Origin of the sequence: Collinsella sp. wc0583, assembly GCF_046116915.1 — a bacterium.
Lineage (GTDB): Bacteria > Actinomycetota > Coriobacteriia > Coriobacteriales > Coriobacteriaceae > Collinsella.
Genome location: NZ_JBJXBN010000007.1, coordinates 129,786 through 144,986, shown reverse-complemented (window position 1 = coordinate 144,986; position 15,201 = coordinate 129,786). Strand labels below are relative to the sequence as shown.

Annotated in this window: 11 protein-coding genes and 6 tRNA genes; 1 reads left to right on the top strand and 16 read right to left on the bottom strand. The window is 57.6% G+C overall.

Annotation, left to right across the window (positions count from 1 at the left end; translation table 11 throughout):
* The first annotated feature begins 4 nt into the window (after nt 1–4).
* Nucleotides 5–781, top strand: coding sequence for a SprT family zinc-dependent metalloprotease (locus ACKUUJ_RS07680; protein ID WP_343001059.1), 777 nt, complete (start codon nt 5–7; stop codon nt 779–781).
* A gap of 6 nt (nt 782–787) precedes the next feature.
* Here ACKUUJ_RS07680 and folB read toward each other — a convergent pair whose 3' ends face one another.
* The 16 genes from folB to ACKUUJ_RS07600 form a co-directional block, all read right to left on the bottom strand.
* Entirely contained in the window at nt 788–1,273 is a 486-nt protein-coding gene (folB, locus tag ACKUUJ_RS07675) for a dihydroneopterin aldolase (RefSeq protein ID WP_349115131.1), read from the bottom strand.
* Nucleotides 1,274–1,316: 43 nt separating this feature from the next.
* Nucleotides 1,317–1,898, bottom strand: a complete 582-nt coding sequence (locus ACKUUJ_RS07670; protein ID WP_343001061.1) for an HD domain-containing protein — start codon at nt 1,896–1,898, stop codon at nt 1,317–1,319.
* 2 nt (nt 1,899–1,900) lie between these two features.
* Nucleotides 1,901–2,458, bottom strand: coding sequence for a GTP cyclohydrolase I FolE (gene folE, locus ACKUUJ_RS07665; RefSeq protein ID WP_349115132.1), 558 nt, complete (start codon nt 2,456–2,458; stop codon nt 1,901–1,903).
* Nucleotides 2,459–2,524: 66 nt separating this feature from the next.
* Nucleotides 2,525–3,106, bottom strand: a complete 582-nt coding sequence (nrdG, locus tag ACKUUJ_RS07660) for an anaerobic ribonucleoside-triphosphate reductase activating protein (protein WP_349115133.1) — start codon at nt 3,104–3,106, stop codon at nt 2,525–2,527.
* Between the two features lie 427 nt (nt 3,107–3,533).
* Nucleotides 3,534–5,756 (bottom strand): anaerobic ribonucleoside-triphosphate reductase, encoded by a 2,223-nt coding sequence (gene nrdD, locus ACKUUJ_RS07655; protein ID WP_409065204.1) that lies wholly within the window; start codon nt 5,754–5,756, stop codon nt 3,534–3,536.
* Nucleotides 5,757–6,389: 633 nt separating this feature from the next.
* Nucleotides 6,390–6,464 (bottom strand) — tRNA-Val (locus ACKUUJ_RS07650).
* A gap of 3 nt (nt 6,465–6,467) precedes the next feature.
* Nucleotides 6,468–6,543: transfer RNA gene (locus tag ACKUUJ_RS07645), tRNA-Gly, on the bottom strand.
* A 141-nt stretch (nt 6,544–6,684) separates the two neighbouring features.
* Nucleotides 6,685–8,418, bottom strand: coding sequence for a glycoside hydrolase family 13 protein (locus ACKUUJ_RS07640; RefSeq protein ID WP_229107733.1), 1,734 nt, complete (start codon nt 8,416–8,418; stop codon nt 6,685–6,687).
* Between the two features lie 337 nt (nt 8,419–8,755).
* Nucleotides 8,756–8,831, bottom strand: a tRNA-Gly gene (locus ACKUUJ_RS07635).
* A gap of 42 nt (nt 8,832–8,873) precedes the next feature.
* Nucleotides 8,874–8,947 (bottom strand) — tRNA-Cys (locus tag ACKUUJ_RS07630).
* A 34-nt stretch (nt 8,948–8,981) separates the two neighbouring features.
* Nucleotides 8,982–9,057 (bottom strand) — tRNA-Gly (locus tag ACKUUJ_RS07625).
* 105 nt (nt 9,058–9,162) lie between these two features.
* Nucleotides 9,163–9,909 (bottom strand): anti-sigma factor antagonist, encoded by a 747-nt coding sequence (locus ACKUUJ_RS07620; RefSeq protein ID WP_006234414.1) that lies wholly within the window; start codon nt 9,907–9,909, stop codon nt 9,163–9,165.
* 81 nt (nt 9,910–9,990) lie between these two features.
* A complete protein-coding gene (locus ACKUUJ_RS07615) occupies nt 9,991–12,336 on the bottom strand; it encodes a SpoIIE family protein phosphatase (protein ID WP_409065203.1) in 2,346 nt (781 codons plus the stop codon).
* Nucleotides 12,337–12,395: 59 nt separating this feature from the next.
* A tRNA-Leu gene (locus ACKUUJ_RS07610) sits at nt 12,396–12,485 on the bottom strand.
* 593 nt (nt 12,486–13,078) lie between these two features.
* Nucleotides 13,079–14,107 carry an ABC transporter ATP-binding protein gene (locus ACKUUJ_RS07605; protein ID WP_006236139.1) on the bottom strand — a complete coding sequence of 343 codons (1,029 nt, stop codon included), beginning with the start codon at nt 14,105–14,107 and terminating at the stop codon, nt 13,079–13,081.
* The gene (locus tag ACKUUJ_RS07600; protein WP_006236140.1) at nt 14,108–15,199 is read right to left on the bottom strand and encodes an ABC transporter ATP-binding protein; all 1,092 of its coding nucleotides are present in this window, start codon (nt 15,197–15,199) and stop codon (nt 14,108–14,110) included.
* Between the last annotated feature and the right edge of the window lie 2 nt (nt 15,200–15,201).

The window sequence follows — 15,201 nt, the reverse complement described above, 5'->3', positions numbered from 1 at the left end:
ACTTTTGACGCAGCAGTTTACGATTTCCGTATCCCGACCGGATGGCACATCCATCCCCGTCGTCGTTACCAAAAAGCGCGTCAAGAACTTCAACCTACGCGTCACATCGAGCGGTGAGGTCCACGCCAGCGCACCGCTCGGCGCCAGCCGCGAGCGTATCGAAGCGTTTGTGAAGCGCAACAGCGCCTGGATTATCGGCAGACTTGCCCAGCGCGAGCAACGTCAGGCGACGGCGAGAGAGCCGCTCAGTCCCTCGTCCATCATTGCACTTTGGGGCAAGCCCATCACGGTACAGGATGCGCTCGACCACAACTTTGCATCACCCGCACCGCGACCCAAGCAGGCTACCTTCGCAAGTTTTATGGGTACCGATGAGCCAAGTGGGCGCACGCAGGCAAAGCAGCTCACGGCTCTCGACGGCCTAACGTCCGATGAGCTCCAAGCCCACATCGACCAGCTCTATATGTCCGAGGTCACATCAGCGCTGCGCGATATGGTGCACGCATACGAAATCGCAATGGGTGTCACCGTTTCCCGCGTTTCCGTACGCAGCATGAAAACGCGCTGGGGCTCGTGCACGCCCAAAACCGGTGCCATTCGCATCGCACGCGAACTTGCCGCCTACCCCGTCGAATGCCTCGACATGGTTGTCGCCCACGAGCTCGTCCACTTGCTCGAGCCAAGCCACAATCAGCGGTTCCACGCCCTCCTCGACACGTACTGCCCCAACAACAGAGCTCTGTCGCAGCGGCTCAAAAAACCGCCCATAGAGACGTATTAGAACCGGTTAGCGCACGCGCTCGATCTCGACGCCGCAGCTTGCCAGGGGAAGACCGACGGGCGCCCAAGGCTTATCGAGCTTAACACGCACGCCAAGCAGCAAGGGGTAACGACGTAGTAGCATCGAGGCCACACCCTCGGCCGCGGCCTCGATGAGCTTAAACGTATGCTCGCGCAGATAGCCGTCGACATCGTGGCACACCGAGCCGTAATCAATCGAGGCATCCAGGTTATCGTGCTCCCCTGCCGCGCGCAGGTCGGCATAGAGCACCAAGGACACGACAAACTTCTGCCCCAGGGCGTTCTCCTCGGGATACACGCCGTGGTTGGCAAAGACCTCGAGACCGTCGATAGTAATGCGGTCGGCATGGCGCAGGTCGTCATAGCTCACATGAGGCACTGCCGTTGCGGTGGAAATCTCGCCCCTGCCACGACGGGCGAGCTCGGCGCCCTCGGTCTTGGTTGCATTCTCAGGTAGCTTTTTGTTAGTCATCGCGATCGTCTCCTTCGTTCAGAACCCCGACCGCGCATACCGACTACACGCGAATCGACAGGTTCTTTTTATCATCGCTCCAGTTGCAGGCATTGCGCGCAGGGCATGCAAAGCAGGCGCGCGACGCTTTGTCGGCTGCATAAAGCAGACGCTCAAGCGGCTGGCTGTTCACGCGCAGCTTTCGATGACCCAGAATGGCCGTCTTAATGGCTGCGGCATCTGCCGGCTCAAACGCCACGTCTTCGGGCATGCCGCCGAGAATCGCATCAGCGACGCGTTCGCTTGCAACATCATGGGATATACCCGATTCATACTGTTCATCTTTGCCGATATCGTGAAGAAGTGCCGTGGCATAGATGACCTCGCGGTCAAATTCGAGTTGCTCCTCAAGATTCTTGATCCACATAATGCGCGCGACATCCAGCAGATGGTCAATACCGTGGCGGCAAAAGATGCGCCCCGATTCCAACTGCGCAATGTTGCCCAGATGCCGCCGGAACAGCCCGTTGGCACAGATGTAGTCAATGCGAGGCATGGCACCAAAGGGGGTCAGGCCCGAAGCCATAAAGCCACGACGCGGCGTTCCCTCATCGGTCTTCGATGCAAAGTCGTTGACGACCCTCATGGTTAGCGGCCCAGCATCCTAAAGAATCGCTCCTCGAGCGACGGATCAGTCTCAAAGACACCGCGACGAGCAAGCGTTACGGTCTTGGTGCCGGGCTTTTGCACGCCGCGCATGGTCATGCACATATGCTCAGCTTCCATCATCACAATCGCTCCTTGGGGAGCAAGATATTCCATGAGGGCATCAGCAACCTGTGCACACAGCTTCTCCTGCAGCTGCAGGCGACGGGCATAGACCTCAACCGTGCGAGCGAGCTTAGAGAGTCCGGCAACGCGACCGTTAGGGATATAGCCGATCGCAGCCTTGCCGTAAAACGGCAGCAGATGGTGTTCGCACAGCGAGTAAAACGTAATGTCGCGCTCGACAACCAAATCGTTCGAAGCGACGGCAAAGGTTTTGGACAGGTGCTCCTCGGCGCTCTGGTCCATGCCGCCGGCAATCTCACCATACATGCGGGCGACGCGCGCCGGCGTCTCCAGCAGGCCCTCACGAGTTGGGTCCTCGCCCATGCCCTCAAGCAACAGCCTTATGGCGGCCTCGACTTTTTCCTGATTGACCATCTGGGCCTCACTTTTCCGATTTTGCGTTCGCGCTATGGTACCACGCCCTCCGACATCGGCCGCAAGCTACATAGTATGGGTCGAATAGACCGGATCGTCCCGCCAAAGCTCCACAGCATCGCAAAGCGCAACGCCCTCACGCGCGGCACGAGCGCGCGTGGCGTTCATGTCGATCACCCGCTGATTACTCGAACCCCTAAAGCGCAACGAGATATCGTACAGGTCTTGAACAAACGGGCCGTCCACCAGCATGTCGAGGCAGGCAAGGATACGGTCCGTCACCTCGGTATGGTGACAACCGCCCGGCATAAGCTCCTCGAGCACGTCGCCGGTAAAGCACCAAATGGTCTTCCCCGACTCCACAGGATAGGCAGCACGCACGCGTTCGATAAATTCAACGAGACCCGCCTGATTCTCGGGCTCCATCGGCTCCCCGCCCAGAATCGTCAGTCCATCAATAAAGGGATGGTCGAGACTCTCGATAATCTTATCCTCGACGGCGCGATCGAATGGCTCGCCCGCGGCAAAGTCCCACGCGACGGAGTTAAAGCAGTTCTTGCACCCACGACGGCACCCACTCACAAACAGAGAAGTACGAACACCTTCCCCATCAGCAATGTCGAAATACTTAATGTTCGCGTAGTTCATAGATAACTCTCCCGGGAAGCCGGGACATATCATCCCGTCCTCAAACATTCTCGGCCTGCGGCCTGCGAAACTGCGGGCGGGACGATATGTCCCGGCCTCATGCAAAGGGTAACTCAATGAACGAAGCGAACATCGAGTATAGGGTTCGAGGTCTAATAAAAACTTTGTTGCAGCTCAACCGTCATCACAAGCAAAGCGTTGTTGCAAGTCAACTCATTTCCGCTAAGAACTTCGAGGGGTGAGCAGGCCGCATACTGCATCTCAGCTACATCAACTTGGCTGAACCGAGAGGGCCGCTTGGGCTTTTGCTCGATATGAGTTCCGCACGCAAAGAAGGCCACTTAATGTGGCCTTCGTCTTGCGCAGGACTGTCCGAAATAGCGAGCAAATGCCCAAGCGGCCCTCTCGGCTCAGCCCCGGAGCGGTATTAGAGATGCAGCACGCGGTCGCGGATCTCCTCGGTTCGACCCTGGTTCCAGAATTGGGTACCGATGTAGCCGCACGTGCGACGGGCGACGTTCATCTTCTCCTGATCGCGGTTGCCGCAGTTGGGGCACTCCCACACCAGCTTGCCGTCATCCTCGACAATCTTGATCTCGCCGTCATAGCCGCACACCTGGCAGTAATCGCTCTTGGTGTTGAGCTCGGCATACATGATGTTGTCGTAGATGTACTGCATCACGCGAATGACAGCCTTAAGGTTGTCCTGCATGTTAGGAACCTCGACGTAGGAGATGGCACCGCCCGGCGAAAGCTGCTGGAACATGCCCTCAAACTTGAGCTTATCGAAAGCATCAATCTCCTCGGACACATGGACGTGGTAGCTGTTGGTAATGTAGCCCTTGTCCGTCACACCCGGAATAATGCCAAAACGGCGCTGCAGGCACTTGGCGAACTTGTAGGTCGTCGACTCAAGCGGGGTGCCGTACAGCGAGAAGTCGATATCGCTTTCGGCCTTCCACTCGGCGCATTTGTCGTTCATGTGCTGCATGACGGCCATGGCAAACGGCGTGCCTTCCTTCTCGGTGTGGCTGTGGCCCGTCATGTACTTGACGCACTCATACAGACCGGCATACCCCAGGCTGATGGTGGAATAGCCGCCCACGAGCAGTTTGTCGATCGTCTCGCCCTTCTTAAGGCGCGCCAGGGCGCCGTACTGCCACAGAATCGGTGCGGCATCCGAAAGCGTGCCCATCAGGCGCTCATGACGGCACAGCAGGGCACGATGGCACAGCTCAAGGCGCTCGTCGAAGATCTTCCAGAACTTGTCCATGTCCTGATGCGAGCTCAGTGCGACATCGGGCAGGTTGATGGTCACAACACCCTGGTTAAAGCGGCCATAGTACTTAGGTTTGGTCGGGTCATAGTTCAGCGCGTTGGCAACATTGTTAAAGCCGTTGCCCGAACGGTCGGGCGTCAGGAAGCTGCGGCAACCCATGCAGGTGTAGCAATCGCCATTGCCGGCGGTCTCACCCTTAGACAGCTTGAGCTCACGCATCTTCTTCTCAGAGATGTAGTCGGGCACCATGCGCTTGGCGGTGCACTTGGCAGCCAGCTGGGTCAGGTAGAAGTACGGGGAATTCTCGTGAACGTTATCGTCCTCGAGCACGTAGATAAGCTTGGGGAATGCCGGGGTAATCCACACGCCAGCCTCGTTCTTAACGCCCTCGTAGCGCTGACGAAGCGTCTCCTCCACGATCATGGCAAGGTCGTGCTTCTCCTGAGGCGTACGGGCCTCGTTGAGATACATAAAGACCGTCACGAACGGCGCCTGGCCATTCGTGGTCATAAGGGTCACGACCTGATACTGAATCGTCTGGACGCCGCGACGGATCTCGTCACGCAGACGGTCCTCAACGACCTCACGGACCTTCTCGGCAGACGCAGAGACGCCAAGCTCCTCGAGCTCGCGGGCAACCTCGCCGCGAATCTTCTGACGGCTCACCTCGACAAACGGAGCCAGGTGGGTCAGCGAAATCGACTGACCGCCATACTGGGAAGAGGCGACCTGGGCGATAATCTGCGTCGCGATATTGCAAGCAGTCGAGAAGCTGTGCGGCTTCTCGATCAGCGTGCCCGAGATAACGGTGCCGTTCTGGAGCATATCCTCCAGGTTCACCAGGTCACAGTTATGCATGTGCTGGGCAAAGTAGTCCGAATCGTGGAAGTGAATCAGACCCTCGTTGTGAGCATCCACGATCTCCTGGGGCAGCAGCACGCGCTGCGTCAGGTCCTTGGAAATCTCGCCGGCCATGTAGTCGCGCTGAACGGAGTTGACGGTCGGGTTCTTGTTAGAGTTCTCCTGCTTGACCTCTTCGTTGTTGCATTCGATCAGCGACAGGATTTTGTCGTCGGTCGTGTTCTTTTGGCGCTTCAAGCTCTGAACATAGCGATAGATGATGTAGTGGCGGGCAACCTCGTAGCAGTCGAGACGCATAATCTCGTCCTCGACCAGATCCTGAATCTCCTCGACCGATACGGTGTGGCCGGCATTCTCACATGCCTCGGCGACGTTTTGCGCCGCATAGATCACCTGGCGGTCGGTAAGGCGAGAGCCTTCCTCGACCTCCAAGTTTGCGGCGCGGATCGCATTGACGATCTTATCGATGTCAAAGGTAACCTCGGTGCCGCTGCGCTTGATGATCTTCATCCTCTTGCCTCTTTCGCATCGTAGCCTCATTGCGCTTCAGAGCCAAACGATGCCCGGCAGGGCTTACCCTGTCTTGCGGCGCCGTCGCGCAATCTGTGTTTTCGATAACCATAGGCCCTCATGCGGACAATCCTCGCAGCCAATCAAGGGGCTCAAAGATCCATCCAAATGGGGCGAATAAGGTCCTCGTTCTCTGTCCGTCATCTATCATACGACAAAGAGGCATCTATATCCTGTATTCTTTTTTTAGGTCAAACACAACATATAGTGTTTCAGCAGGTCAAAGCAATTGGTCAATTTGCAGACGCATTATAAATGAAGACCTCTTGGCAGGCTGCTAAAACGTTATCAACCCAACTACCTGCACAGCAGTTTTGAAACCCCCTCAACCGTGCCGCCGCCAAATAGCACCAAAACCAAGCCGCTCACGCCAAAAGAATCCAAAAGATTATGCTTGACCAACATGTTGCGGTCATGATGGGCCAGGACACATGCAATCTGCCGGCACCCCTACGGGATGCGAAGACCATCGCGTACGGACCTTGGATCAATATTTGATGACTTATTTGGCGGCGTGCTTGGTGGCAAAAAACAAAACAGCCCAGAGGACATAGCCTCTGAGCTGCGAACATTTGGTGGGCGTTAGAAGATTTGAACTTCTGACCTCTTCCGTGTCAGGGAAGCGCTCTCCCCCTGAGCTAAACGCCCAAATGGAGCGGACAACGGGGCTCGAACCCGCGACCCCAACCTTGGCAAGGTTGTGCTCTACCAACTGAGCCATGTCCGCTTACGAGGATTAATCTTACGTGATGCCCGCATCCTATGCAAGAACTTTTTTTGAAAAGTTTTGCGACGCCCTCGCGAACCTCGCGAAGACATCAGCCACCACGGAAGGCGCAGGCAAACGCAAACTCGCCGCAAGAGGCCCTTACATCTCACCGAGCATGATCCAGGCAGAGCTGTCCTGCGCGAGTCTGCCGTCTGCAAGCGCTGATGAGGTGAGCAGGACCCTGCCCGCCGGCAGCTCCACGGGTGCTGCACCGAAGTTCGTCACGCACGCCCAGCCGTTATCGCGGCGATAGGCGATGACGCCGCCCTCAGCGCCCTCGGCACCATCCGCAAGACCGGTGCGCCCGTCAAGATCGAGCCACGCAAGATCGTTGGCGCACCCGCGCAGCTTGCGCCGCAGCCAGAGGGCGTCACGATAGAGCGCAAGCATCGATGTCGGGTCCGTTTCTTCCCTATCGGCAGCATAATCGGAAAACCATGCAGGCTGCGGCAGATGGGGCGCCGCATCAGCGTCCGCCGGCGAAAACCCAAACGATCCGCCCTGCGCGGGATCGTCCGCCGCTACCCACGGCAGGGGCACACGACAGCCGTCGCGCCCCTTCTCGCGCTTCGGTCCGCGCGTATTGGTTGCACTGGGATCTTCGAGTGCAGTCCACGGGATATCAGCCACCTCAAAAAGACCGAGCTCCTCACCCTGATACACGTATGCCGAGCCCGGAAGCGCCAGTTCAAGCAAAAGAGCCGCCCGCGCGCGGCGCTCGCCGAGTTCACGGTCCTCGTCATAAGACGACCCGTCGCGTAAGAGCCAGTCGAGCGCAATCTGGTGGTAGCGCGTCGCCTTGATTTGCGGCAGGGCATAGCGCGTCGCCACGCGCGGCACGTCGTGGTTGGAGAGTACCCAGGTCGAGGCGGAATCGGATTCGATAGCTGCCTTCAAGCCCTCCTCGATTGCAGCGTGCATGTCATCATAGGTCCAAGTGGCCTTGGCAAACTCAAAGTTGAATGTCTGGCCAAGCTCGCTGGGACGCGCATAGAGATACTGGCGCTCAGGCAGCACCCACGCCTCGGCAACGGCGCTGCGCGGCGGATTATAGCGGTCGAACACGCGGCGCCACTCGCGATAGATCTCGTGGACCTCGTTGCGGTCCCACAGCGGATGGGCGCCGTCGTCAACCATGTCATCGCCCTCGGCGAGATGCCACCGGTCGAGGTCATCGCGGTCGAGATCCTTGGCGAGACCGTGCGCCACATCGATGCGAAAGCCATCGACGCCTCGATCGCTCCAAAACGCCAGGACGTCGCAAAAGAACGCGTGAACCTCGGGGCATGACCAGTCAAAGTCCGGCTGCTCGGGCGTAAACATGTGCAGATACCATTGACCGTCCGCAACACGCGTCCAGGCGGGGCCGCCAAAGTTGGCATTCCAATTGGTGGGAGGCAGCTCGCCATGCTCGCCGCGACCATCGCGGAAGATATAACGGGCGCGCTCGGGCGATCCGGGGCCGGCGGCAAGAGCGGCTTTGAACCAGGGGTGCTGGTTGGATGAATGGTTGGGCACGATATCGACGATGACCTTGATGCCGCGCGCGTGAGCCGCAGCGATCATGTCATCGAAGTCGTCAAGCGAGCCGAGACGTGGGTCGACATCGCAGTAGTCCGCCACATCATAGCCGCCATCGACAAGAGGCGAAGGGTAAAACGGGCTCAGCCAGATGGCCTCGATGCCCAGCCGCTCAAGATAGTCCATCTGCTGGGTAATGCCCGCGATATCGCCCAGACCCGAACCGGTCGAATCCTTAAACGAACGCGGGTAGATCTGATAGATCGCGGCATCGGACATCCATGAGCGCGAAGAGGACTTTTCTGCAGCCATGGGGTGAGCCTCCCTTGCAACGAGGTTTTGCGAGATGCCCACGATGATACGCCCAAAGCTGTCATTCGAGGCAAACAACGCCACAGCCACACCCCAAAACGCTCGCTCCCTCTCGGGCTCGAGCCTCCTGGGACGAATCGATCGATTAGTGAAAAGAACGGAAGACTCACTCCCCCGGCCACAACAGCGAGCGGGCTCCGGGTGCCCCAGGTTGCCGCGAAAGAGGAGGGAAGCGTACTTTATGTACGCGACCGACGATTGAGGGGGCAAGATGGGGTGCCCGGGGCTCGCGCAGCGTCAACAAAAAACGCGGTTCGTTAGAACCGCGTAAGATAGTTGGAGCGGACAACGGGGCTCGAACCCGCGACCCCAACCTTGGCAAGGTTGTGCTCTACCAACTGAGCCATGTCCGCATATGTAAAACAAAACGGGCGCCGGAGCGCCCGGATGTTGCCTGGAGGCGAAGCCCGGATTCGAACCGGGGGTAAAGGCTTTGCAGGCCTCTGCCTTACCACTTGGCCACTTCGCCGAAAAAGGACCGCCTAAACGGTCCGGAAATGCAATGGAGCGGACAACGGGGCTCGAACCCGCGACCCCAACCTTGGCAAGGTTGTGCTCTACCAACTGAGCCATGTCCGCTTGCGGGTTATTAATTTACGCGAGTTATCCAAAAGACGCAAGTACTTTTTTCAAAAAAGTTGCCGGCCGCGTGTTCTTGATGGCTAAACGCGCTAAAGCGATTGGCTAGGCACGCGATTCCAGTGCTCCGCTAAATAGCTTCACCATCTGCACGCGCGTGCCGGTGCCGTCTGTGCGACGAGCAACCTCCACGTTATCGACAAGCATACGCATAAGCTTGATACCACGGCCGCGTTCCTCAGATGCGACCGGTTCGCTCGCTCCATCGATAGAATAGCCGGCACCCCGATCAAGCACCTCAACCACGACGCGATCGCCATAGGCCTGAACCGTCAGGACGCACCCGATACCGCCCGCATGGTCATAGGCATTACCCAGCGCCTCCCCCGACGCCAACGCGACATCGTAGCGCTCGTCGCGGCGCAACGGAAGCGATTCAAGGAGTTCGGCGATGCGATGTCGATAGTATGGAAGATTCTCGATACCCTGTCGGACCTCGACGCTCTTGCTCCATCGTGGCAACTCTCCCACCGGAATAGCGGGAATCGACTCACGCGCCGGACCCGCAACATGAAGGATGTCGACAAGTCGGGCAATCTCCAAAAAGCGAATGACCTCATCGGAGGCGTTAACGAGCGAAAGCAGGCCCTCTCGCCTCATGAGCTCTCTGGCACGTGTAAGCAAAAACGCCAAACCCGTCGAGTCGATAAAGCCCACGGCCTGGCAATTGATGACAACGCGACGCACGCCCCGGTCGATCAGATTATCCAACCGTGGACGCAGCACGGACACCGAGGCGATGTCGACATCACCCGGTGGCGTCAAAACCGCTATGTCATTCCACTCATTCATACGACCATGGTTCCCCAAAAGAGCTCGCTCGATGCATACATATCTGCAGCTGCGCAGATTTTGCCCGTCAAGTATCGCGGTCTACGATCGACCCCGTAAAAACTCAAGGGAAACCAGCGCAATGTCATCGTCCAGCGCCGACTCGGTAAAGCGGTCAAGCTCTCCCAAGACCTTACCGCAGATTCCCGATACACCCTCACCCGAGACAGAGAGCAAAAGGTCACGAAGGCGCTGCTCGCCAAAGAAAGCACCCGAGCGATCACGTGCTTCGATTGCTCCGTCGGTATACATGAATAGCATGTCACCAGGAGCGAACGTAAACACGCCTGTCTCGTACACCATGCTCTCAAAGGCACCGATCACGCCCGATTGGCACCCAAGGAGCTCCACTTCTCCCCCTCGGGTTTCTCCGCCGCCAAGCGGCGTCGACGACGGTCTAATGACCATAGTGGGAGGATGTCCCGCAGAGCAGTAGGTAGCGCGACCCGCTTTAAGATCAATCTTGGCGATAAACGCCGTCACGAACGTCTCGACCCTCGAAAAGCCCATGAGCATGCTATTGAGCGAGCGGGCCATACGGGCGGGCCCAGCACCCTCCCAGGCATAGGCCGTCAGCGCCGTCTTGACGAGCGCTGACATCGACGCCGCCTCGATTCCTTTGCCGGATACATCGCCCAAAATCATAACGGCGCAATCGTCGGGAAGACGGACAAGAGTATAGAAGTCGCCGCCAACCAACGCCGAATTCGTTGCCGAAAGGTATACCGAATCGGTCGCGATACCCGGAACGTCACCAAGCGAATTTCTCATGCCAATCTGGAGGGTCTGAGCGATATGGCGCTCCTCGCGCTTTTGAGATTCGCCTTCGTAGATCAGTTCAAAGTCATGCGCCAAGTGCACCAAGTAGTCATATTCAAGGTCATCAATTGGCTCTTGACTACCGTCACGAAGCAGCAGCGCGCGCGTCGTCGGGCCCTTCGCAACAGAAGCAGGAACGATCGCGTCGTTGCTGTGCCTGCCATCACCCTCAGAGCGCGGGCGCCCCGCCTCGATGCCAGTGTCGACGTAGAGACCCTGGCAAGGCAGACCATGCGCCCTAAGCCAGCCTCCCATAGGCATCGATTCGTCAACGCGAGTTATACGGACATGTTTAAGGTCCTCAGCACTCGTACCGCCCAAAACAGATGCCTCAAAGCCAGCGGGGCCAGCCCCCAGACGTGCCGCTGGCGCCGTCGTGGAAAAGAAAAGCTTCTCGGGATCGTCCGGCAAAGCAACGCGACTGCCGCCTTCAAAATCTATGACGTAGGAGTCCAGACTGGCATCATACTCAACAGGGCAAAAATGGCAGTTGAGCATATTGCAAATCTCGGACGATACCGCCTGGGTAGCCGCGGCGGAGTCGTCTAGAAAGGTAAACAACTCATCACGTAAGACATTGAGCGAGCGGCCAAGCTCGGCCGTGCGACGAGAACGAAGGCTCGATGCCATGCCGACCAGCTGGATAGACAGGTAATCGCAAATGACCTCGAGTACATTAACGTCATAGGCAAGCGGTGCCTGAGGGCGCTTCCAACCAACTTCCAGCACGCCAAGGATCTGCGTACCGTAAAAAACGGGAAGACAGATCTCGCTGCGGTACGGAGGCATATCCTGCACGCGCAACAGGTGCTTAGAACGATTGTCCAGGTCCATGAACATACCGGAGGCGGCCCTATCGCCCTCAAGGTCCTGTTGAATCGATAAGCGACAGGCACGCGACTCGCGAAGAACATACGTCGGAATGCCAGCGCCATACGGCAAAAACTCGGGCAGGTAGCTGTTGTGCAGCTCCTTGGAGACACCGCGAAGCTTAAAACCGCCGCTCTCAGAAAAATAGATAGCGGCACCCGAAGCATCGAGCGTTCCTACAAGCTGGTTCAAAACGATATCTAACAAACTGGGCAGCTCATCGGAGCCCACCGTGCTCATAATGACCGACAATGTACCCGAGAGACGCTTATTCGCCACTCTAAGCTCCGAAAGCGCACGCTTGAGCTGGCGGTCGTGCGAGTACTGCTCTTCGATGCTATGAAGCGCCACCAGAACACGCGGCGCGCGACGCCCAAAAATACGAGGCGGTGTAACCGAGCCGGCACAAACCAAGACGGGAATAAAGGAGCCGTCACTCAGCTTGAGCATCAACTCGCTCTCGGTTCCATTGGTCTCAAAAGGAAGACGATGCTCTGACGCGCGTTCAAATGCTGATGAGTACAAGAGGTCTTTAACGTCCCCGTTGATCACATCGGAACGCTCCTCGCACATCAAGTCGAGCAAGCGGTTATTCACATGCAGAATGGTTCCGTCGAGCTCACAAATGATGACAGCATCGCTCGTGATCTCGACCAGTTGGGCAACGTCCGCCCACTCGTTGCGCTCAAGCGTTTCCATCGTGAACCTCACCGTCTATCGGTAACAAAAAAGCCTCCGAAGAGGCTTCTCAAATGCGATGGTGTCGGAGGCGGGACTTGAACCCGCATGACCAAAAAGCGGTCACTAGCACCTCAAGCTAGCGCGTCTGCCAATTCCGCCACTCCGACATGCTATGTTGTTGATTCGCGGTTCGTTTTGTTGGACCCGCGCGTTCAACGAGGAAGATAATAACCTATGTTTCGAGAACTGCGCAAGCACTTTTTTGAAAAAAGTTTACGAATTTGTAAATGCGCAGGTAGACTGACCTGTTCGGGCAGGAATGAGGTTGCTTTCCAACGCGTCCTCGGGCATGCGGCATTATTTTGATCCGCGCTTCGCGCTACAAAATAATACCGCCCCCTGCGGAATGCGTTGGAAAGCAACCTCATTCCTGCCCTAGGGGCACGTACTCCAGGCACCGTTCTCAAACATGTTTTGAGGGCTGATGCAAATTTAGTGGCTCTGCTTTGCCGAGCCCTTATATGGGGAGGCCGGAGCCAAGGCTCCGGCCTCACACAATTCCCTATCAGATTAAGCGAGCGATCAGGGAATCGCACTCCCCCTGCCGAGTTAACGTAGGGCCCGCCCTGGTGTTACTTTTCAGAACACTCCGCAGGACGCAAGAAACCCCCGCCGCACGAAGTGCGCAGCGGGGGTTTCTTGCATGTCCGAGGACGTTCTGAAAAGTAACAACAGGGCGGGCCCGGACGAGAACAAACAACTACAGGTCGATGTGCGATTCCTTGATCGGGAACGGCTCCGCGAAGTGACAGGCGCAGCAGTGGCCCGGGGCAACTTCCTTAAACTCAGGAAGCTTCTCGGAACAGATGCCCTGCGCGATCGGGCAGCGCGTGTGGAAACGGCAACCGGTCGGCGGATCCAGCGGTGACGGCGGATCACCGGCAAGGATGATGCGCTTACGGGTCTTCTGGATATCCGGATCGGGAACCGGCACGGCAGACAGCAGCGACTGCGTGTACGGATGGTGAGGCTCGCTATAGAGCGTCTTCCAGTCCGAAACCTCGACCATCTTACCCAGATACATAACGGCAACGCGATCGGAGATGTGCTGTACGACGGACAGGTCGTGTGCGATAAACAGATACGCGGTACCGAACTTGTCCTGCAGTTCCTTGAGCAGGTTCAGAACCTGGGCCTGAATGGACACATCCAGAGCGGATACCGGCTCGTCACAGATAATCAGCTTGGGCTTCAGCGCAAAAGCGCGGGCAATACCGACACGCTGACGCTGGCCGCCCGAGAACTCATGCGGATAGCGGTTGATGTGCTCGGGGTTCAGTCCAACGACGTCGAGAAGCTCACGGACGCGCTCAATGCGCTCCTCCTTGGTGCCCACGCCGTGAATGGTCATGGGCTCGGAGACAATCTCACCGATGGTCATACGAGGGTTGAGCGAAGCATAAGGATCCTGGAAGATAAACTGCATCTCACGACGCATGTCCTTGATCTCATGCTTGCTCATCTCGGCAACATCTTTGCCCTGGAAGAACACCTTGCCGGCGGTCGGCTTGGTCAGACGCATGATAGTGCGGCCCGTGGTGGATTTACCGCAACCAGACTCGCCAACCAGACCAAAGGTCTCGCCAGGATAAATCTCAAAAGAGATGTCGTTTACAGCAGAGACGACGCGCTTGGAAAAACGCTTGGCGAACATGCCGGACTCTGCGGGAAACTCCTTGGAGAGGTGCTCGACCTTCAGCAGTGGAGTGCGCTCGTTATTGTCTGCCATTTACGCCTCGCCTCCCTTCTTGGAATCCTTGCGCGTACGGGACGTCTCAGGAGCGTTCTTGAGGAACTCGGGGTCACTGGAATAGTGGCACGCAGAATAGTGACCGGACTCGGTGACAACGCGCTCAGGGCGCTGCTTGCGGCACTTGTCCGTCGCGTAGGGGCAACGAGGAGAGAAGACGCAGCCCTCAGGCAGGTTCATGAGCGAAGGCGGGTTGCCGTGAATCGGCGTCAGCGGCTTCTTCTCTTCGATTGCCTGCTCCGGGATGGAGCGGATAAGACCCCAGGTGTAGGGGTGGCGGCTCTCGTAGAAGATTTCCTCAGCAGTACCGAACTCAACGGGGCGGCCGGCGTACATAACCATGATCTTATCGGCCATATCGGCGACAACACCCAGGTCATGGGTAATCATGATGATGGCGTTGCCGTTCTTCTCCTGCATCTCCTGCATGAGCTCGATAATCTGAGCCTGGATGGTAACGTCCAGGGCAGTCGTGGGCTCGTCGGCAATCAGAATATCGGGATCGCAGGCAAGGGCCATGGCAATCATGACTCGCTGACGCATACCGCCAGAGAACTGGTGCGGATACTCATTGACGCGCTTCTCGGGCTCGGGGATACCCACGAGGTCCAAAAGCTCGGTGGCACGCTTGAGCGCCTCCTGCTTGGAGTAGCCACGGTGCAGACGAAGACCCTCGCCCACCTGCCTGCCGATCTTATAGACCGGGTTCAAGGAGGTCATAGGATCCTGGAAGATCATCGCGATATCGTTGCCGCGAATGTGCTGCATCTCTTCCTCGGTCATTTCGAGGATGGAGCGGCCGCGATAGCGAACGTCACCGCCCTCGATCTTTCCCGGAGGCATCGAGATGAGGCCCATGATGGTCATGGCGGTCACGGACTTACCGGAGCCGGACTCACCGACGACGCCCAGGGTCTCGCCGCGATCGAGCGTGTAGGAGACACCGTCGACAGCGCGAACAACGCCATCCTCGGTGTGGAAATACATCTTAAGGTCATCGACCTCGAGCAGATGCTGGCCCTCAGGAACCGGCTGGTCCTTCAGGTCCACATAGTTCTTGTTCTTCTTCATCC

Bases quoted from the DNA above. Each gene is read 5' to 3' on its own strand.
- ACKUUJ_RS07640 (WP_229107733.1), bottom strand. From the start codon at position 8,418: ATGGCTGCAGAAAAGTCCTCTTCGCGCTCATGGATGTCCGATGCCGCG.
- ACKUUJ_RS07600 (WP_006236140.1), bottom strand. From the start codon at position 15,199: ATGAAGAAGAACAAGAACTATGTGGACCTGAAGGACCAGCCGGTTCCT.
- nrdG (WP_349115133.1), bottom strand. From the start codon at position 3,106: ATGAACTACGCGAACATTAAGTATTTCGACATTGCTGATGGGGAAGGT.
- folE (WP_349115132.1), bottom strand. From the start codon at position 2,458: ATGGTCAATCAGGAAAAAGTCGAGGCCGCCATAAGGCTGTTGCTTGAG.
- ACKUUJ_RS07670 (WP_343001061.1), bottom strand. From the start codon at position 1,898: ATGAGGGTCGTCAACGACTTTGCATCGAAGACCGATGAGGGAACGCCG.
- folB (WP_349115131.1), bottom strand. From the start codon at position 1,273: ATGACTAACAAAAAGCTACCTGAGAATGCAACCAAGACCGAGGGCGCC.
- ACKUUJ_RS07620 (WP_006234414.1), bottom strand. From the start codon at position 9,909: ATGAATGAGTGGAATGACATAGCGGTTTTGACGCCACCGGGTGATGTC.
- ACKUUJ_RS07605 (WP_006236139.1), bottom strand. From the start codon at position 14,107: ATGGCAGACAATAACGAGCGCACTCCACTGCTGAAGGTCGAGCACCTC.
- nrdD (WP_409065204.1), bottom strand. From the start codon at position 5,756: ATGAAGATCATCAAGCGCAGCGGCACCGAGGTTACCTTTGACATCGAT.
- ACKUUJ_RS07615 (WP_409065203.1), bottom strand. From the start codon at position 12,336: ATGGAAACGCTTGAGCGCAACGAGTGGGCGGACGTTGCCCAACTGGTC.